Genomic DNA, 20,591 nt, shown 5'->3' with positions numbered 1-20,591 from the left:
TTGTTCACAGTAGGTTAGGGTTACTCATGACATTATGCGTAAGAATGAAGAAGTTGCCTTTTACGTTGTGCTTGCGAAGTACATACAGCAATGGGTTTAGGGAGGCATCCGTGCCCCAGTCATCAAAAGTAAAGAAGACAACAGGGTCATTTGTATGGATGCGGCCGGTTTGATCGAAGGATCTCATTTCTGCAAGGGAAAAACCATAGGCATTACTGTCAGGACCTACTGCAACGTTGCCTATAAAACGCTGTTTGATGTAACTATTAAAGCTCATTTTTTTTGCAGTCATTTCGTTATATTCACCGCGCAAACGTTCTGGAACGTTTGCTTTAGAGGAAAAAGAGTAGCGGTAAGCGGTATTTGCCAGTATCTCACCAGCTGGTTTTATGGAGTAGGCGGAATCATTATTTGCTGTATTTATTTTAGGGTCATCATAAAAAGAATTGTAAGCAATATTATCTATCTTTTTCCGCTTTATTAAGTCGAGAACTTTACCGGCCATTGTGTGGTCAGTATAATAATCAAGACGAAAATATACTATCCAGCCACGGCCTAAGGCATAAACATGTTCACCAAAAAGATTGTTCACTGCATCTTCTTCTGAGGTACAATCCTTCATATCAGACCTTACTACATTTATATAAGGGGTGATCATTGTTAATCCCATGGCAGAAACAGCTTCGCGTGTGTCATCATCGACTGCACCCCAAGGCTGCATAGCTAGAGTAGGTGAGGCACCCATCGCTTCCAACCGGGAGCGTACATAATCTATTTCTGCGCATACTGAGTAAAAATTGGTTCCTTTTAGGGAACGTATGCCAATGCCGACTTCGTTGCCGCTGGCAATAATGTCTTTGATCATACCAGGGTTTTTGTCAATATCATTTTTCATGACGAAAAATGTTCCTGAAGCATTCATCTTTTTTAAGCGTCCCAGAATATCATAAACGGTATCCGGTGAAGTGAGCCCAGCAAAAACAAAGCTTACAGCTGGTTCCGTTGTCAAGATCATTTTGGTCGGGTCAGCTTTTGCACCGGCATTTTTCTGTCTAAGGGCTTCGTAATCAGCAGGTGCTGCCTCTGCTTTTGCAAACAGAAGCGAATCAGCAGCTGCAATTATTTTTTGGGGAAATGAATTGAGCATTGCTACTGGAAAAGATGAATTTTCTTCGTTTGCCATTTCTAGGCCTTTGACACGCCGCATATCGGTGATGTCCATTGTTCCCATGTTATGCTTTTGCAGTGCTTGGAGCAGTCGTTCAGTGACATCAACAACGTTTTGTGATGTGCTGTTAGCAGCGACCGTTTTTAATTTGAGCAGCTTGGCGGAAGCCAATTTTTCATCTTTGTTTTCCGGGGTATATGGTACTTGGCTGACAGATGTTGTCAACGGCAATGAAACTATACTGCCCGGTGCTATTGAACTGACGAAAGCATCAGCAGCTTCATCTGTAGTTATAGCATCTTTTTTTACATATACGTTAGTTTTTACTGCTGCTTGAAGCCCAGCTGCCGCAGCTGTTTTGAGCAATGTATCGGTGTAGATGGTATGTGGTGCCTTGAAAACAGTAGCTTCGCTGCCAGTCGTGTGTTTAATCACTTCCTGGGTTTTTAGCAGTTGCTGTAATATTTCATCTTCCGGCATTTTTTCCAGTTCAGACAGTCCCACATACGTATAATTACCAATAGGGTAGTTTCTTTCGTGGATTTTTTGCAATGAGGTACTGTCAACAGCGGCATTACTACCTTCAATAAAAAATGTCGCTTTGGCATGATATTTATCCAAAAGATCCAGGAGTTTTTCTGTCGTAGCTGGGTCGGGCAGTCCGTCAAAGGTCAAGGCAACTTCTTTTTTAGTTGTAGAGTTTACATAGAGCTTGGCAGGAGGTATATCTTCGTTGAGTTTTTGTCCAGCCTGCTTTACTTCATTATCAACATTATATTCACCGGCCAAGTTAGGCATATCAAGATATTGGTCATCTCGAGTGTTATAAAAATACCAATAGGTGCCACAGAAGATCACCACGACTAAGACAAACACAGCTACGAGTTTCCTGTTCGGCATAAAGCTTACCCTCCTTCTTATTTTTTAGTTATCTTCTTATTTCTTTAGAATCCGTAGGAAATCTGTCCCCACCATGTTTTTACCTGGTCTTTACTGGTCTTGTCTTTTAGATCATAATATTCTATGCCCAGGACAACATTTGGCAATAATGTATAATACCAGCCTGCGCCAAATCCTTTAAACCCGTTCATATAACTGCCCAGACCAGACATAGTATGATCGATATAGGTTGTGCCGGCCATATCATAATAGTGCGTGGCAATTTCATATGTTCCCGGTACCCAGGAACGGTTATAGCCATATATAGCAGATAATACATAACCATTGGATGCACCACTGGTGTCATCTTTATTGGCTTTGAAATAGATACCGCCCAATGTGTAATTATTTATATAATATTTTGCGCCTAAACTGTAAATTGTTGTCGGTGTACCGTAATTGTCCCAACGGTAGAAACCTGCTAAATAGTCGGTATTCTGTTCGGTTTTGTGCTGTATTTCTGTATAAAGCATTTTTTCCGTATCGTTTACTTTCCCGTATCCGGCGGAATAAAGTGTAGAGTCATCGTTTTGATCTGAGCCGTGTGTGGAAACCTTTACACCCTTGAAATCGGCATCCAGTATATTACCATCGCCGAGGTAAGCACTTGTAGCGCCTGCTTCCACGTCAACTGGTACATTGAACAAAGTGGTCTGGCCGCTTATATAATACCGGTCAAGACTAATGGAGCCATCTTTGTCGTTCGTGTAATACTTATTATTTTCTGAGTTGGAGAAGGTCTTATCGCTTTCCAACATACCATGGAATGTCCAGATGTCAGTCAATGGTTTGTCCATATAAATCCTTGTACGGACACGCTGGTCATGCCAATTGTACTTGGGGTTAGAACTGCTGTTGGCCATGGTATTGTAACGGACTTCACCGCCTATTTTCAATGATCTGTCAATATTGGTAGTAGTTTTTCCTGTTGCTGCGGTTTTTCCTGTTCCATAACCTAAGGCTTGGATTTCTACGGTGAATTCATTCATAAGGCTTTCTATATCGTTATACTGGGACTGAGTGTCTGCATTTGGTCTTTGCCCGTTTGCATGGCTGGGTGCGCTGTATAGAGTATTTCGTCTGTAAAGATTATAAGCACGTGATGTCAAAATGGCGGCTTCCCGTCTGGTCAGGTTGCCTGTGCTTAAGGTCTTGGCATCATCAGGACTTATCAGGCCGGCATTGTTAAGCCGTGCAAAAGGTTCATAAATCCAGGCAGGAGCCAATTCGTTAAAACGTTGGTATAGCGGTGGTATTCCTGCTTTCGCTGTGCCGGGTGGAACATCCGCGGGGCTGTTGGCGGAAGGCAGAGGAATCTTTGGTAATGCTGCGGTTCCTGCAGTTCCATCATTTACTGGTACTGGGGTATTTCTGAGTGGCAGATTTTTTTCGTTAACCAATATTTCGGCTATTCTATGGATCTTTTCTTGCTCACTTAGTTCATTTTGGCTTCCATCAGTAGTTGTGTTATCTTCCTCAGCTAAAAAAGCGGCTAAATCATCACGTGAAATATTTTTGTCAGCTAATAAGTCACTGTTCATAAGTTTATCCGCTGCCCGATACGCCCAGTCCGGTATTTGCTGTGCACTTGCCAAGGATGTAGGCAGCAGCACAGCACAACACAGCGTCATTATCATTTTTTTCATCTATACATCCCTCCTTTTTGGCAGTTTTTGTTTATATAGGTAATATTTTGCAGTATAAAACATGTTTTTAAAGTCCCCAATAGGCAAAGCCCATTTTTTCCATACGTTTTTTCTCAAAAATATTTTTAACGTCAATAATGACTGTTTTATTACCCGGGAAAGAATTTTTGGTAAGAGCTTTAAGTTCACTGTCACTAAGCTTAGTAAATTCTTTATGTGCTACTGCAAAGATAAGGCAGTCTGCATCATCTATGTCTGCGTAATTGATAATATCAAGGCCGTAGGTATTCTTGACATATTCTTTATCGGCACATGGGTCAAATACTTTTATATCAATATTGTAGCTTTCCAACTGTTTAACTATATCGACTACTCTTGAATTTCGCATGTCTGGGCAGTTTTCTTTAAAGGTCAGGCCCATTACATAAATTTTATCATTTTTTATAGCATGTTTTTCTTCGATTAGTCTGCGGATGATGGTTTCAGCAACAAAGTTGCTCATGTCGTTATTTATTTTGCGTGCCAGAGTAACAAGTTCTGCATTGGCATGGTCTACTGAAGATTTGTAAACAAAATAGTAAGGATCTACACCGATGCAATGTCCGCCGACAAGTCCAGGACGAAAGCCCAGGGCATTCCATTTGGTATCCATTGCGTCAATTACTGCTTTTGTGGATATGCCAATCTTATTGAAAGCGATGGCTACTTCGTTCAGGAAAGCTATATTTATATCTCTTTGGGTGTTTTCTATGAGCTTGGCAGCTTCAGCAACCTTTATATTTTCGGCTTCATAGATATTATTTATAATCATGGAATATACATCTTTTATGTTTTTACGAACCTGATCATTGCTGCCAGATACTATTTTGACTATGTTCTGCAAGCGGTGTACTTTATCTCCCGGATTTATCCGTTCTGGGGAATAACCGATGAAGAAATCTTGGCCACATTTTTTATGTGAAGATCTTTCTAACTGGGGAACGCAAAGTTCTTCTGTAACTCCAGGGTAAACAGTTGATTCAAAAACGACGGTGGTACCTGATGAAATGTTTTCCCCTACGATCCTGCTGGCTTCAAGGACAGGCTGCAGGTCAGGTGAGTTATCCTTGTTTATAGGGGTAGGAACAGCAACTATAATAAAATCTGCTGCTTTTAGGTCAGCAGCATTATTAGTATAAGCAATGTTACATTCTTTCAGTCCATCATTGCCTATTTCATCTGTTGGGTCAATTCCGCTGCGCAATAGGTCGATTTTAGCGCTGCTTATATCATACCCGATGACTGTTGTCTTTTTAGAAAATGCTGCAGCTAACGGCAGCCCCACATACCCTAGTCCAACTAAAGCAATTTTAGGATTTTTTAACACGATAACATTCCTCCTAGCAAAATGAGTTTGCCAAACACAAGTTTATTATATTTGACAGACAGTTTATATACAATAAAGACATGAAAACAAATTTATTCAAAATTTTCATAGCCGTCGACTATATCAAGAAAAGCTCCGTCGAAGCCGGCAGTGAGAATTTTATCAAGATAAGCATCAGGAGTACCATAAATAATTTTTTGCCATTCCTTAGCCCAATATTTTACAGGATAATCGCCTTCCCATTCATCATTTTTGCCAATTATCCAATCTGGTAATTTCTTTGACCAGCTTTTCTGCCAATAATATCTGTAGTTTTCTGCTTCACCAATACTCATATATGAATATACCAGACGTTTATGACCATCAGCTTTTATTTTAAGAGAACTCAGGTCTTCAGGGGTTAATGGTTTATCATCATAATAAAGGTCTATTATTAATAAATCTGTTGGAGAATTTTTTAGGGCATTAAGATAATCTGCTTTATTGGCAAATTTATCCGGATTTAACAGAAAGGCAAATGTTTGCACATCATTTAGGGTGTTAATATCACGGTTTTTAGTAAATTTTTCCAGGTTTACATATTCCAGGGAAGTCAGTTCTTTGTACCGTGCCGGAAACGTTGCAATGTTATTCTTAGCGTTTTCTTTTACAGCAGTTGCTGCTTTTTGAGGATCCTTGCCACAATAGTCGGCAGAGAAAACTGGTTTGTTATTAGCATGCAGGACGGCGGTATCGTCAGCAATATATTTTTTTGTTTTTTTTGATGTGGCTACACCACCATCATGGTTATCATCCCAATTATACTGAGCACCTTCTATCAATGCTCCACCTACTGCGTCAAGCAAGCGTTGCGCGTAGCCATCCGGGACTTGGTCTTTTTGGTATAGATCCAACCCATTGTTAGTGATAAGCGCAAAGTTTGAGTTTTTACTGCGGGCATAAGAGGAAAGATCACTGATGAAATCGATCATTTTAGCCCTGTAAAAATAGGGTGCCGATTCATCATCTTCCTTTGGGTCATTAGCCTTGCAGTTAGTAAAGCTGGCAATCATCAAGGCAAAGACTACTGCACAAGCGAGTATTTTTTTTCGCATATTGCATTGCATATTGTTTCCTCCTAAAAGCTTCTAGTGTAATTAAACATGATGTCTGTACCTCTGTACGAATTTGAACTGTTGCCAGTATCTTCCATATAGAAATCTTCAAGTGAGATAGAATAGCTGTCCATATCATCAAAAGCTTTATCATAGGACAGTCTGACGGCATATTTATTTCTACCGGTAAATGACAGCTGGGTTACTGGATCATAATCATCACCTATGCTGTGCATACCGTGGAACATCAAACGCAAGTTTTCTTCATCGGAAAGTTTTTTCTCAATACCTGTACCGTAAAAGACGCGGGTCTGGCTGCCACCAATTTCTGCAGCATTGTCATATTTGGTTTTTCCGCTGTAACCGAGCCAAACATAAGAAGGCCATTTATAATTTTGGTCCAATTGTTTATTGTACGTATTTCGCCATTCAACGCTGTTCCCCTCTTTGTAGGAAAGGTCTCCATCCTGGCTTTTGGTTGGTTTAGTAAAGACTACTTGGGAAGAAAATTGCTCTGTAGGGGCCGCGTGCAACCAGCCTATATTACCGGTAAGCTCAGTGCCGGGATTTACATTTGTATCATTATAGGTATAGCTTCCATTGAAATTTACGCCGCCACCATAAAGTACATAGTCAATATCATTTATCATATGCTTAGCTTGGATTGATGGTTTAAATTGCCAGCCTTCACCAAAGGTGTCATACGGTACCAGGTCGGTTGACATCGCAGTGGTATCATGCACATTATTTTTCCCTGTAGGTACATTTACATCCAGGTTATAAGTGACTTGGTCTTTTTCTGTAATATTGCGCACGCCAAGATGCAGGCCTGTATCTAAAAGACCACTGGCACTGCCGTTATCATTGCCTTTATTATTGGATTTAAATATGCCTGTATTAATGCCAAATTCAAATTTGCCTTTTGCCTGGCTGTAATCTAACTGGCTGATAAATTGGTTACCCTTGTTGCCATTTTTATCTCGCCAGTTATAATATTCGTTTGTACTCTGCAGCGTTTTATAATCCTGGTAGGGATTGAGCATCTTTTTGGTATCGTTTATATCTGAGGTGATATCTTCCTTATCCTTGTTATAGTCGTTGAGGTCTGACTGTAAGTCTTTTTGGTCGTTATCAAGGTCTGACAGGTATTTTTTTTGTTCATCTTCATCTTTTTGCAATTCTGCCGTATCATTGTGGGCATCATCCCAGTCTGCTTTTGCATCATCGCTGGCAGAGATTATATCCTGCAACTCATCCATGCGGTTTTGGGCGTCATCAAGACGTGCTTCTGCGCTATCTACTTGCGATTCTGCCTGCGCCTGTAGAGCGGAGTTGTCATAGTCACCTGCATCACCGCTGTCATCGGCTGCTTCTTCATCAGTTCCGGACAGTTGGCTGTTTATTTGTGACAATTTATTTTCGTCATAATTGTATTCTTGCAGTTTAGCTTCGATTTCAGCAGGTGAAAGGTTACTGGAGGGTGCTGCGCTGCCTCCGGAAGAAGTATTGCCAGAGGCACTGTCGACAGAAGCTTCGTAGTTTACTGCTTGTTCGTAGACGGCTTGGTAATGGGCAATACTGCCTTGTAGGCTGTCTGCTTCCTGTGCTGCCGGTAGGGCTCTTGTATACGCTTCCCAGAAAGTATTTTTAGCTGTTTCTTCCTTGCTTTTAGCAACCTGCAGTTTTTGGTCGATTCCTGCCAAGTCTGTTTTTGCCTTGGTTAAGTTGGTGGTATTGGCATTCAGGGATGCCTGCGTTGCCGCTATATTATTTTCTGTCTGCATCAGATAGTTTTGCAGTGTGACAAGGGCCGCTTTATTCATTTTTCTTTCTGTTATGGTTTTTGCTTCATCTTTGATATTCGCGACGGTATCTTCACTTTCGCCATTTACTTGGACAGCACCAGGGTTACTGGCGGCAGACGCACTGCTTATTGAACAAAATAGGCTCAAGGGTACAGCTGCATAGAGCAATACTGATTTTATATTACGATATGCAGGTAAAGATGTGTTTTTTTTCTTAGCAATAGATTTTATATTATTTTTTTTGTAAATGTTCAACAACATCATCCTCCATTCTAGAAAAAATAATTTTTTCATATATCTTTGTAAATATGCCTCTGTCAGGTTGATAATAAATTGGCCTTTTACAAAAGACGTAGTAATCAATATTTTTTATATAAGCATCTAATCTGAATAGAGCTATTAATAGAGCTATAAACGCACTTAAAAGAAAACCTGTGCCGAAAATAGAACTGCCCAATTTTAAACTGAGAAGATTTAGCAATGCATTGCTGCCTAAAAATGATAATCCTACCATCATGGCACCATGCCTGTCTTCAAAGTAAATCAAGAGGATTACGGTTATCTGCATAAGGGCACAGGCATATGTGGCAGTTGCCAGAACCTGATAAATAGATATGGATTCATAATCCAAGCCTAAAATAGGCAGTACATAACCGCCGATAACGATGAAGAGTAGTGTAATAACGAGTTGGAACTCGAAGATATTACGCAGCTCCATCCACATGGTATTTATCATTTCTTTTTTCGCGTTTTCAATATCTGAGGCATTGCCGTGGTTTGTTATATAGGTGAAATAACGGGAGTATTTTGTATAAAAATTTGTTTCTGTTATGACGACAAACATTACCATAACGGCCATTGAGGAGATGAAAGCGAAAAAAGTGACAGTGTCGTACATAGGAGCATAAATATAAGTATCTGCTACCACAGTCTGTAGCGTACTGAACCAAATGATTATGTTTGGAATGTATAAACCCAACGTGACAGTAAAATTTGTGACGAATAAACTGCTATATTTATCAAAATAAGGCAGAAAGCCAAAATAATTTTTACTTGAAAGATTAAATACTTTTTTTATTTCAAACAGGAGCAGTATATTTATTATTAGTATGCCGATATTCATGTTAAGCAGCATCGTGAAGACCGTTTCTGTGTCTGGTACACCTGCATATAAGGCAATAGCGCAGAGCAGAATAGCGATGATGACGCCAGTGAGATAACAGCGCACTATTTTGGCAAAATCTTTCAAGGTGCTTAAATATACACCAGTTATCCATAAGACCATCATTTGCATGAAAAATATAAATGTAATTATTTTTAATGGTAAATTTATATGCGCAAGATAGAAAAATATTATTCCCGGAATAGCTGCGCAAACACACACTATAGCTAGCATGCCGTACATAGAGGGAAGTATATCAATATATTTTTTCATGTATAGTTTGTCAGATATATAGCGAGTAGCAAGCATGCTGAACCCACTGGACAATATATGGGAAAATATAAATGGATATATTACAGAAACTACATATAGTTCGGATAGGGCAAAAGGCTTTTCAAACATTATCAGCATAGCTTGTATAGATAATGTCATGAACACCATCAATATGAAAGGACCCAGTGTGACCATGACTGTGTAAGAAAAAGCCTTACTGTAACCGTATACGCTTTTGTCCGCAAATAATCGCTTTAGTTCAAAACCAATTCCAGCCAACTTTTTTTCTCCTTTTTTTCGATAATGGCACTGTCTGACAGTAAGTTATCTTCTATTGTTATAATTGCCATACAGATTTTTAAAGCGTGTTATGAAATCTTCATACATATAGTATCTTTTTACTCGTTCATAGCCAATCTCGCCCATATGGTAGCGCAGGGATGGATCTTTGGCCAAGCGTAAAAAGCTCTTGGCCATGGCCTGAAAATCCATAACGGCAACGATCATTCCCGCTTTACCTAAGTCATCATCGTGGTTCCCGTATAAAAGTTCTCTACAGCAGCCTACATCGGTTGAGACAAATGGTTTTTTCGCTGCCATGCCTTCTAAAACGGCTAAAGGAAGACCTTCACTTATACTGGACAAGGCCAATACATCTACTTCATTAAGACGTGTCAAAATATCAATAGCACCTGTAAATTCAACGTTGTGTAGGTTAAGTGCCTTTACCAGGTTTTTGCAGGAGATAAAATATTCGGGGTCTTCTTCGTAATTTCCCATGATGAGTAAACGAGCGTCGGGGATGCTTTGCTGCAAAATATAAAAACTGCGCAGCATGGTGATGATATCTTTTATCGGAACTATACGAAGTACCGCACCAATCGTAAAGGGATGGGTGGCGTTATTATAGTCGGAAGTGATTTTAGCGAACTGTTCAATTTTGACACCGTTAGGAATAATTTTTATTTTCTGTGCAGCGCAGCCAAGCTCAAGCTCAACTTGTCTATTATTGGCAGACAGGGTTGTCACTACATCAGCATATTCATAAGAAAGGTAAGATAATGCGTAAAAATATTTGATCCAGACTTTTTTAAAATCACCCTCTGCCCAGCTGCATTTTAAAATTTCTTCTTCCCGCTCGCGTGAGTAGATGCCATGTTCTGTCAGGAGAAATGGCTTCTTTTCTATTAAAGAGGCCATAGCACCAATGACACCGCAATAGCCAGCGGCAACGCTGTGATACAGGTCGGCTTTGGGATAATCTTCTTGTAAGAGATAGAATAAAGGCAGGAGCATGGAACGGATAGTCCAAAAATAATCGGTAAAGGACAGATAAGGAAAGTTCTTTTTATAGACCTGCATGACCACGTCGTAGAAATCAGGGCACATAAATATTTCGATAAAAGTGTATTGTTTTTTTACTTGCCGGAACATGGTTAACAGCATGTTAAAGTCAAATTTAGCCGTTCCGCTTAAAAGCTCAGCTAATGATTCCTTTTGTTTTGCTGTCAGCTTGGCCCTTATCTTAGTCGGCGGTTGTAGATTTAGTATGTCATCCAGAAAGACTTCCTGTATTTTGATGATATTGTCAGGAAATGTATATTTGAACTTGCCCTTGTCTTTCCTTTCTGCACCTACAGAATAAATTATAAACTGGTGCTCTGGCATCCCCTGGACCAACATGTGGATCCAGGAGGATACACCACCTACCACATATGGATAGCTGCCTTCTGCCAAAATACAAATTTTCATTCTTTTATTCCCCATCAAAAACAATAGTTGCTTTACTGTTTTTTATTTTTATATAATATGCATCATCCTGTATTTTTGTTACTTCACAGCCTTCGAAATGTTTTACATTTTTGACAGACCGTAGTATATAGGATGGTTCATGTTCGTAGTTCCAGGTATATATGGAAAGTGTGTTGCCTGTCTGCGTATACCGATAATCCATGTCGAGATAATCACTGAAATAGGGCAGAGTGTTGCTTAACGTTTCTGAACGCAACCATGGATAATGTTCTTTAACGTATTTTACATATTGAGTAAATGTTTTTTCCATTGAGCCAAAGGTATTATTGATTTCTTCTTCGTAGAAAAGTTCATCAGGATGGACAAAATGGCTGAAGATACCAAAAGTATTTACGCCATTTATCATGTCAAAATACATGTCATCATTAGGGTCGTAACCTGATGTTATGCGTGGAAATTCATATGTGCCATTATCATTGCGTTTGAAATCCTGAATATATGCTTTTTCTGCTTCATCGCCGCCGCTATACAGTGACGAATATGCTTCTAATGTAGGGAAAACATTTTTTATGGCCGCTTTTCCTTCAGGACTTAAAACATTGGAAGGTGGTACATAAACATGTATTTGGTAACCTGGGAAAGCATCTTCAATATAGCGTTTTAATTCCCGTAAGGAATCCTCCATGTTTGACTGGTTAGGCCATTCTTCGTAACCCAAAAATTCTTTTACACCGTAGCCTTTTCCTACTAAGGCTTGATGATTGTAGCCATGGATGCCAAGTTCACCACCGCTGTTTAATAATTCTCTGCCGTATTTTATAAAATCACGCCGGGCAACATCATCATTGACATAAAAATCACCGCTAGTACGGTCATTGTATGTTTCGATTACGAGACCTGTATATTTCAAGTCATAGTTTTTGGCTGTTTTCAGCATATAAGGCCACCAGATCCGCGCGTAAAATTCATTTGTCGTCATGCCGTATTCGTCATAAATTTTACTGAAATCACCTTCTGGTACAGGTGCAGGAAAGTCATCAATAAATTCTGTTTTAGTCGCGCATACGGGGAAAAGAAAATCACTGTGGCTTTGTGATAGTAGTGCTGTTAGTATGCCGGAATTTCTTTTAGTGTATATTTCCGTACCATTATAAACGATTACTTTTCCTGCGCCTTGATCTTTTTCCCAAGCAAGAGGCAATTCCTCAGCAGAGCTTCTTAGATAAACGTTAGCAGACGGATCAAGTTCACAATCGAGGGCGTAAGTACCATAGCTTATATCATCGCCCTTGCCCATTTTGAAACCTTTGGCACCGAGCAGTAAATTGCTTGATACATCAATACCGGTTGTAGTTGTAGAACCATTTATGTTTTGTATCCCTAGAAATTTATGGACGGAAGGAGTGTCCTCAAGTCCACCGGCCATCAGTACTTCCAGTGTACCGCCATTAGTGGCGTATTGTTTTGCCTCATTCCATAAAGCTTCATTGTCAAAATAGGTTGTTGCCCATAACACGGCACTGTAACCTTCATCTGCATTGAAAGAATCAGTATTACGTACAGTTATGACATCCGCCTTTTTTTTCATGTAGGTTTCCAATTGGTCTTGTACTTTGTGTTTTAAAAATGTGGAATAAACATCTTGGTCATCATAAACTATCAAAAAACGGTCTTTTTTGATGGATTGTGCCTCAGTTGGTTCGCTCATAGGCGCTGCTAGTTCTGTAGAGGTATTTTTATCTTTAAATAAATGTAGTAAGGCATTTACACGATTAGCTTGAAAAAAGAGTCCCACTATAAAAATGAGCAAAACAGCTAACAGTAGATTTTTCTTATACATGTTTTTTATCTCCTATATCCCAATATCGTATAAGTTGTAGAGCTTCATTGGAAAGAATGGATGGCAGTGCTTTGAGCTTTTCCAATTTTTCAGTTAGCTGTGTTCTCTCTTTTACGCTGGCATATAGTTTTATAGAAAATATATACGGTCTTTCTGAGCGCGGATATGTTTTTTCATATAATGCGCAGCAAGCTTTTGCCCCATCAAAATCCTTCTGCTGTATTTTTACGGTGATAGCTTTTTCAAAATAAACAGGTTCCTGTGCCATCGTTAATATTTTGTTTAGTATAGCTTCATATTGGTTTATTAGTGCTTGACGTGAAACTTCATCCATCGAACAAACTTTAATATAGTCATGCAAAAGTGTTTCATATTTTTTCAGAACATCAACTGACGCGATTATTCTTCCGTCTTTGTCATAGATCCTTTTTTTCAGGCTAAACATCGCAGCTTCCAGAGTATCCACCTTATGGGTGATAACAGAAACTGCATAATGGGATATTTCCCTGTCTTTATCATGCATGGCATCAACTAATGTATCATAGTCAGTCAAGAGATTTTGCCGGATTGTATTAATTAATATATTCCTTTTACCGGATATGCCGTCTATGGTGATTACATCTCTTATTGGTATGGTATCTTCATCATAGTCAATCATATCCATGTTTTTGGACGAAGTGTCTGTTGTTTGCTGAAGGGTAAAATCATATGCATTAACAGAATTTTTCTTCGGCAGTCTGTTTGTCAGCAATAAGTCAGCACAATAGTATAAAATGCCAAATATAGGTATAAAAAGAACGACAAGACTTTTACAGACAGCTTCTTGCTTACTTTTTCCAGGTAATAAAGACCCAAAGATAACTGCCGTTATTGCCAAATGTATTGTTAATAAAATTATTACGATGTATTCTACCATTCTAATTCTCCGCCAAGGATAATTTTATATTTTTCCTTAAAAATCTTTTTTGGATTGTATCTATCATAGCAAGCGGTAATTCTTCCAATAAAATATAGACATTTTCTCCTGTAATACCAATATGATCCTGGGCGCGTGCTGCGTTTTGCAGATATGGAGCCGTTTGGCCTATAGCTCTTAAATTGTTTAGTGCTATGCCTTCTACTTCGTCTACTTTAAATTTACAATAACTATCGGTACCACGCTGCTTTAGAATTTCTTCTATTTGCTTAAATGCTTTTTCTTTTAATATGTCAGTACCGGCAACGTAGTTTTTATCATGTGTGTCCTTTTCGTATTGTTGTGCCCTGTGCAACGCTTCTGCCATCATCATGCTTATAATACGCATCATTTTTTCGTAATGCAGGGAGAAATATTCAAAAGGAACATCATAAATACCAATAACTGCAATCACTTTATCTCCGACGATTACAGGAACTGCCATGTCAGGAGCACCTTTGATGAATTGTTTATTGACAAAGGTTTCTTTTTTATTTACGACTTTATCCAAGTATTCGTGTTCTGATACTTTAACGGAAACTGGTAATGCGGCAACTTTCTTTCCTTTTTTGATCTTTAGCCGTAGGAAAACATCATTTCCTGCGGTTGTTTTATTGACAACGGCGATAACGGCATTATCTGTTTCCATCAATTCGGTTATTACATCTATAGCCGCAGAGTAAATTTTTTCGCTTTCAATGCTATATAATTTATTTATGGAATTATACAGCCAGCCGATACTGTCTCTGGAGTTAATAATCTGTTTATAAAATTTATTTTTTAACCGTAATGTTTCATCATATGATTTTTTTAAGAATTTTTGCTTGTCATTTATTCTACGCAGTTTATCCGTTAAACTTTGCAGTTGGAAGTTATGGTTATCCGTTATATAACCAGTGATTACTGCCATTGATAAATATGCTATTAAATGTACTGTATAAGTCATATCGTAAAATACTGATATGGGATCGACACCATTAAGCCGGAGCTGGACTAAAAACAGCAGCATTGAGAGGAATGCTGCAATAATAGATTGTTTTTTATTATAAACTAGACCCATTATCAATATATATATTTGGCTGCAATCAAGGCCAGCCATTGATTCGAAATTATTGCTGGTATCAATTCTGATTGATATAAATGCTGTTATGGCAAATAAAATTATATTTTCTATATATGGTAAAAAGCCGGTCAATACTTTTTTAGTATTGGCGATAATTTTTTGGGGCGGAGAACTTTGCTGCAAGGACTGGTACCATTTCCAGGTCATGCGCAAGCCTTCAGGTAAACTGTACCTTGGCTGCCAATTTAAAATGTTTTCACATGAAGTGGCAGCATCTTTGTCAGCAGGGATAAAATCATCGGCTCCCTGTGTATATTTATCACCCTTGACAATAGCGGTGACCATTTTTTGGAGTGCCACTGCTGTTACCTTAGTAACATTTTCCAGCGTCAGTATAAATGGTAATTTATCTACTAGAATGGCCTTATTTACTGCTTCTGCCATGTCATTTACATAAATATAATTTTGCGGACGGTATTTCAATAAGTCTTCCGCGGGCTGTTTTCCTTCGGCAAAGGAGGATGATTTAAAAAGCTTGGGGATAACAGATTGATAATTGCTAATTGTCATTTTAGGGCCATATATATTTGCTAATTTTATTAATGTAACTGGTAGCTGAAATTCATCTGCCCAGTTTTTACAATAAACTTCCTGCTGCTGGCAGAAAAATTTGTATTCATTGTGGCATTTTACCATCATGCTGTCTGGGGTATCTGTCAGCACAATAATTTTCTTTAGCTTGTATTTATAAGATAATTCCAAAATGTTTACTAAACCGCTAAAATTTTGTTGATAAGCACCATCTGGAGCGCAGACTGCGTAAACAACAACATCAAAATTGTATAACTCAAAAAATGCCTTGCATTTTTCATCGTTTGCACTGCATTGCATAATATGTGTTTTAAATGTAAATTTTGTCTTTTCTGCATCTGGTCGGTCGTCTATTATGTGGATTGTGTGGCCTTCCTTATGGAATTTTTCCGCTAAATTGCTGCCCAGAAAACCACAACCGCCGACTATTAAAATATTCATTTGTTACCTCCGTTTCTGGTTATTGTTTTATGCTTTGTTTTTAAAATAATTGAAAGTTCGTGCCAGACCAAGTTCTAATGAGGTATGTGGATGCCACGCCAAATTTTTTATTGCTTTGCTGTTATCTAGCATTGAATGATAGATATCACCGGAACGTTCCTTGGTATATTCTGTGGCTATTTTTTTATGGGCAATATTACTAAATAAAGTTATGAGTTCACTTAAACTGGTTTGTGTACATGTACTTAAATTGTATGTGTTATTTACGTTATTGGTTTCAAGCGCACGTACTAGACCGGCAGCTATATCACCTGCGTAGACAAAATCCCTGGTCTGCTTGCCATCACCAAAAACAGTTATTTTCTCGTCTTGGGCAATTTGTTTGGCAAAGATGCTTATTACGCCGCCTTCACCGCCATCGCCTTGGCGTTCGCCGTAAACATTGGCAAAACGGAATATTACATAATCAAGGTCATAGTAACTGTGGAATAATTTGATGTATTTTTCGGCAGTTACTTTACTTAAACCATAAAAGGATAAGGGCATGACAGGTTCTTTTTCTTGTAAAGGAAGATGGGGATTGTCCCCATAAGAAGCGGCTGTAGAAGAAAATATTATGCGTTTTACGCCAGTATGGCAGGCATTATTTAAAATGTTTATTATTCCCCCGATATTAAGCTGCTCATCCATGGCGGGATCTTTTACAGAAGTGGAAACAGCGGTTTGGCCTGCTAAATGGATCACTGCATCAAATTTTTTGTCCTGCATAAGTTTACCTACATCTTCACTGCAGATATCCATAGCTGCAAAGTCTGCTGCCGCGGGGATGTTTTCTTTTTTACCGTTACTTAGATTATCTAAAACAGTAACGTTGTAATCTTTTTCTAGAAGATGCGGGACTAAATGCGAACCAATAAAACCTGCGCCGCCTGTCACCAAAATTTTTTTCACTATCGAAAATCTCCTTTTGATTAATTCTAAATAAAGAGCAATGATGGAATAGGATACAATAAGACTATATATACGCGTATAAATACTTATTGCATCCCATCCACCCTCCATAATATTTTCATATTATATGTTTAATTGTAATATGTGCATGATTATAATATGTGTATAATTTCTCTTTTTGAGTGACCAAGGGCAATTATACACTATTTAAAATTTGATAGCAATATTACAATATAAAATAAGCTTATGGTATATTTTTAAAGATTATAGTATATTTACAATATGCCTTTATCTGCTTCTTCCGGGTAATACAATTGCCATTCATTGCGTATTTTGGACATTATTTCCATGACGTCAATAGTGTCAGTGAGATGCAATACTTTTATGTCACCCGCGATGGCAGATTCCATGTCCTCCATTTCATATTGCAGAGCACGGCAGATTTCGCCTTCTTTAAGCACAGTTTTTTCACCAGATGCGGCATTGACAATGACAGCTTCACAGGCGCGTGGATATTCCATTATTTCTATATAGCATTTTTCGCAGGAGATAACTGCCCGTTTGGGTTGTTTGGAATGTAAAGACAGAGAAATATTTGTTATTTCGCCCTCTTTATTAGTCATGAGCAAGCCTGCTTTTTCGTCTACACCTGTCGGGGCGTAAGTTACCTGTGATAAAATGTTTTCTGGTTTTGATGTCCAAAAAATTCTCGCTAGGGAAAGGGCATATACGCCTATATCCAACATGGCACCACCAGCTAAATTTTTATTGAAAAACCTGTTGGCCATATCATACTTTTTAAAGCTGCCAAAATTGAGTTGCAGGAGATTTACTTTCCCAAATTTTCCGGCTTGGTACATTTGGGTCAATTTTTTGTAAAGCGGCATATGGTAAATAGTCATGGCTTCACCGAGCAAGACATTGTTTTGTTTGGCTAAGGTTACGGCTTCACGCAGCTCGGCTGAATTCAGTGTAATGGATTTCTCACAAAGAACATGTTTTCCGGCGGCAAGTGCTTCACGTAAGAAGTTAATGTGGGTATTGTGCGGCGTTGTTATATAGATGACATCCACATTATCATCATGAAACATATCATGATAGTCAGCATAAACTTTTTCTATGCCGTATTTTTCAGCGAAAGCCACTGCCTTGGCATGTGTACGGTTACCAACAGCATAAACTTTTCTTCCCGCGTTTTTCAATGCGACAGCCATTTCGTTAGCTACTACACCTGTTCCTAAAATTGACCAGTTCACGTTTTTCATTGTATTCCTCCTGATTTACATAAACAATACAATCCCTTATATTCAAAAAATACTATATCAGAAAGAAAACATATTAGATGTTGTCTTCATGACCATCATTCTCAATTTTATTTTAATATAGATGCAGGAAAATAACTAGTCAAATATTGCTATTATTCTAATGGTTTTAATATACCGTTTTTATAAAGCAGCATTAGGTGGTATAGGTCGTTTATCTGTTCTTGGATTTTTTCACCATCTTCGGTATCAGCTATTGTTGTTTGGTAGCTTTGCACTTCTACTGATTTGGATACGGATTCAATATCCTTATTGTCCATAATGGCAGCCTTGACGTTGGTGAAATCACGGTGTTCTATCAGTCTGAGCCCACGCGAATTAGACACAAGCGTGAAACCGGCAATACCGGTTTTGTTGTGGTATGCCCTGCAAAAACCACCATCGATGACAATGGCTTTGCCACCTGCTTTTATCGGCGTTTCTCCGTCTTTAACCTTTATGGGTACATGACCGTTGATTATATGCCCGTGATTGGGGTCAAGACCAAATTCCTGTAAGACCTGTTCACAGAACCAAGGCTGGTCATAATAACGGAAATAGGCATCAGTAGGTTCTTCCCATAACTTTTTGTCTTTTACAAAGGTGCGTTCAAAGGTTTTCATTTCCCGTCCCGCTACAGGTGAATTGATGCCGCACCATAAATACCACATGAAGTCAATCGTGAATGGGTCTTTTTCACCAAAATAGGCTTGCCGTATTTTTTGTTCTACATAATCAAGGTATGCTCTGCCGCTGTAATTTTTCCCTTCAAAATGGATCGGCCGGAAATTACCCTTTTCATCAACGGGTACACAACCGTGAAATAATAGGTTACCGTTATAACATTTATATAAGCTGCCCTTTTGGTAGAGAAATTGTATATGGTGCTGCAATTGTGCGCTTTCCATAAAGGAGGAACGCAGTTCCTTGATGATCGCGCATTCCTCATCAGTTAGTTGGAAGGGGTCTTGGGGGTCTATTGTCGGGAAATAAGTTGTTCTTAATGCATATTTTTTGCCATCCCAAAGGAAACATTTTTCGGCATAATCAATTTTATCAAGCAAAATGCGTGACTGCATAGCAAAATCAGGATTTCTTTTAATTAGCTGTGCTTCTGTTTTAAATAAGATGACTGCAATTGCTTTTTGGGCGGCTTCGTTTGGTTTGTCGCTTGGGTACATTTTGGCGGCAAACAAGAAAAGCGGGCGGACGCTTATAGCGTATCCCCTTTCGAGAACCTCAACATTATTGTACTTCAAGGTTATGCGTACCACTTCCGCGATACAGGTTTCGTTGCCGCAGGCGGCACCCATCCAAAGCACGTCATGGTTTCCCCATTGGATATCTATACTATGATGATGCATCAGCATGTCCAAAATGGCATCAGGCCGTTTACCACGATCGAAAAAATCACCAACGATATGGAGGCGTGCTACGGCCAGTCTTTTTATCAGTACAGTGAAAGCAAAAATAAAGTCCCGGCCACTGCCAATACTGATGAGGGTGTCGAGCATTTTCTGCCGATACACACGTGGCACGTAATCGGCATCAGGGCGGCCACGCAAAAGTTCGTCAATGATCGTCCCATAGCCTTTGGGAATGGCGTTGGTGATTTCCCGCGGTTGATATTTATATGACATAAATTTTGCTAAATCGAGAAGATTCAAAATAGTCTTCTTATAATATTCAGGCGAAAGCAAGTTTTTCTTTTTCAATGCCGATAATTTTTCCGTTGGATAATATATAAGCGTGCAAAAGTCAGCCTTTTCTTCCGCAGACATTTTTTCTGTAAATACTTTGTCGACTTTTTCTTTTATTACTCCTGAACAGTTATTTAAAATATGGAAAAACGATTCATATTCACCGTGCAGATCACTCATAAAATGCTCAGTCGGCTTTGGCAGACTCAAAACTCCATTTAGATGTATAAGTTCAGCATAAACAGATTGGCGGCTGGGATATTTTTCCGACAATAACTGCAAATATTTGTACCATTGTTCCTGCGCAATCATTATTCTTCTCCTTTTACGTAGTTGTATTACTTCGTTATTAATATTAGGTTAAATCTGTAAGTACATTATTAAACATACCATCTTGGAAGGAAGATGTAAATATTTATAGCCGGTGAACGTACCCTCGCCTAAAGAGGCGGGAGCTTCCTGATTCTACGAGAACCGCACTGCAATTCCGAGGAACTGCAGCGACTTACACTCTCTCCACAGGCGTAGATTTCCGTGCGACCCA

Annotated in this window: 13 protein-coding genes; all 13 read right to left on the bottom strand. The window is 38.9% G+C overall.

Annotation, left to right across the window (positions count from 1 at the left end):
* Window positions 1-4 precede the first annotated feature (4 nt).
* Window positions 5-2,068, bottom strand: coding sequence for a polysaccharide deacetylase family protein (locus tag EDC37_RS11320; protein WP_132551421.1), 2,064 nt, complete (start codon window positions 2,066-2,068; stop codon window positions 5-7).
* 44 nt (window positions 2,069-2,112) lie between these two features.
* Window positions 2,113-3,753 (bottom strand): hypothetical protein, encoded by a 1,641-nt coding sequence (locus EDC37_RS11315; protein ID WP_132551419.1) that lies wholly within the window; start codon window positions 3,751-3,753, stop codon window positions 2,113-2,115.
* A gap of 67 nt (window positions 3,754-3,820) precedes the next feature.
* Entirely contained in the window at window positions 3,821-5,119 is a 1,299-nt protein-coding gene (locus tag EDC37_RS11310; protein WP_243642190.1) for a nucleotide sugar dehydrogenase, read from the bottom strand.
* Between the two features lie 92 nt (window positions 5,120-5,211).
* Window positions 5,212-6,225: an endo alpha-1,4 polygalactosaminidase gene (locus EDC37_RS11305; RefSeq protein ID WP_132551415.1), complete on the bottom strand. Its 1,014-nt coding sequence runs from the start codon at window positions 6,223-6,225 to the stop codon at window positions 5,212-5,214.
* 11 nt (window positions 6,226-6,236) lie between these two features.
* Window positions 6,237-8,273, bottom strand: coding sequence for a coiled-coil domain-containing protein (locus tag EDC37_RS11300; protein WP_132551413.1), 2,037 nt, complete (start codon window positions 8,271-8,273; stop codon window positions 6,237-6,239).
* Entirely contained in the window at window positions 8,251-9,732 is a 1,482-nt protein-coding gene (pelG, locus tag EDC37_RS11295) for an exopolysaccharide Pel transporter PelG (RefSeq protein ID WP_132551411.1), read from the bottom strand. Before pelG ends, EDC37_RS11300 begins: the two co-directional genes overlap by 23 nt.
* A gap of 45 nt (window positions 9,733-9,777) precedes the next feature.
* On the bottom strand, window positions 9,778-11,205 hold the full coding sequence (gene pelF / locus EDC37_RS11290) for a GT4 family glycosyltransferase PelF (protein WP_132551409.1): 1,428 nt from the start codon (window positions 11,203-11,205) through the stop codon (window positions 9,778-9,780).
* A gap of 4 nt (window positions 11,206-11,209) precedes the next feature.
* A complete protein-coding gene (locus EDC37_RS11285) occupies window positions 11,210-13,045 on the bottom strand; it encodes a DUF2194 domain-containing protein (RefSeq protein WP_132551407.1) in 1,836 nt (611 codons plus the stop codon).
* A complete protein-coding gene (locus tag EDC37_RS11280; RefSeq protein WP_132551405.1) occupies window positions 13,038-13,961 on the bottom strand; it encodes a hypothetical protein in 924 nt (307 codons plus the stop codon). Before EDC37_RS11280 ends, EDC37_RS11285 begins: the two co-directional genes overlap by 8 nt.
* 1 nt (window position 13,962) lies before the next feature.
* Window positions 13,963-16,095 carry an NAD-dependent epimerase/dehydratase family protein gene (locus tag EDC37_RS11275; protein ID WP_132551403.1) on the bottom strand — a complete coding sequence of 711 codons (2,133 nt, stop codon included), beginning with the start codon at window positions 16,093-16,095 and terminating at the stop codon, window positions 13,963-13,965.
* Between the two features lie 27 nt (window positions 16,096-16,122).
* Window positions 16,123-17,046, bottom strand: coding sequence for an NAD-dependent epimerase/dehydratase family protein (locus EDC37_RS11270; protein WP_243642189.1), 924 nt, complete (start codon window positions 17,044-17,046; stop codon window positions 16,123-16,125).
* Between the two features lie 275 nt (window positions 17,047-17,321).
* Window positions 17,322-18,311 (bottom strand): Gfo/Idh/MocA family protein, encoded by a 990-nt coding sequence (locus EDC37_RS11265; protein ID WP_132551399.1) that lies wholly within the window; start codon window positions 18,309-18,311, stop codon window positions 17,322-17,324.
* Between the two features lie 152 nt (window positions 18,312-18,463).
* A complete protein-coding gene (locus EDC37_RS11260; RefSeq protein WP_132551397.1) occupies window positions 18,464-20,359 on the bottom strand; it encodes a fructose-1,6-bisphosphatase in 1,896 nt (631 codons plus the stop codon).
* Window positions 20,360-20,591 lie beyond the last annotated feature (232 nt).

Origin of the sequence: Pectinatus cerevisiiphilus (assembly GCF_004341685.1) — a bacterium.
In the GTDB taxonomy this organism is placed as follows: Bacteria; Bacillota; Negativicutes; order Selenomonadales; family Selenomonadaceae; genus Pectinatus; species Pectinatus cerevisiiphilus.
Note: the sequence above shows the minus strand (reverse complement) of the source record. Positions and strands in the feature narration are given on the sequence as shown.

Excerpts from the sequence above, each read along its gene's own strand:
- EDC37_RS11320 (WP_132551421.1), bottom strand. The coding sequence starts at position 2,068 with ATGCCGAACAGGAAACTCGTAGCTGTGTTTGTCTTAGTCGTGGTGATC.
- pelF (WP_132551409.1), bottom strand. The coding sequence starts at position 11,205 with ATGAAAATTTGTATTTTGGCAGAAGGCAGCTATCCATATGTGGTAGGT.
- EDC37_RS11260 (WP_132551397.1), bottom strand. The coding sequence starts at position 20,359 with ATGATTGCGCAGGAACAATGGTACAAATATTTGCAGTTATTGTCGGAA.
- EDC37_RS11315 (WP_132551419.1), bottom strand. The coding sequence starts at position 3,753 with ATGAAAAAAATGATAATGACGCTGTGTTGTGCTGTGCTGCTGCCTACA.
- EDC37_RS11275 (WP_132551403.1), bottom strand. The coding sequence starts at position 16,095 with ATGAATATTTTAATAGTCGGCGGTTGTGGTTTTCTGGGCAGCAATTTA.
- EDC37_RS11265 (WP_132551399.1), bottom strand. The coding sequence starts at position 18,311 with ATGAAAAACGTGAACTGGTCAATTTTAGGAACAGGTGTAGTAGCTAAC.
- EDC37_RS11305 (WP_132551415.1), bottom strand. The coding sequence starts at position 6,225 with ATGCAATGCAATATGCGAAAAAAAATACTCGCTTGTGCAGTAGTCTTT.
- EDC37_RS11280 (WP_132551405.1), bottom strand. The coding sequence starts at position 13,961 with ATGGTAGAATACATCGTAATAATTTTATTAACAATACATTTGGCAATA.
- EDC37_RS11285 (WP_132551407.1), bottom strand. The coding sequence starts at position 13,045 with ATGTATAAGAAAAATCTACTGTTAGCTGTTTTGCTCATTTTTATAGTG.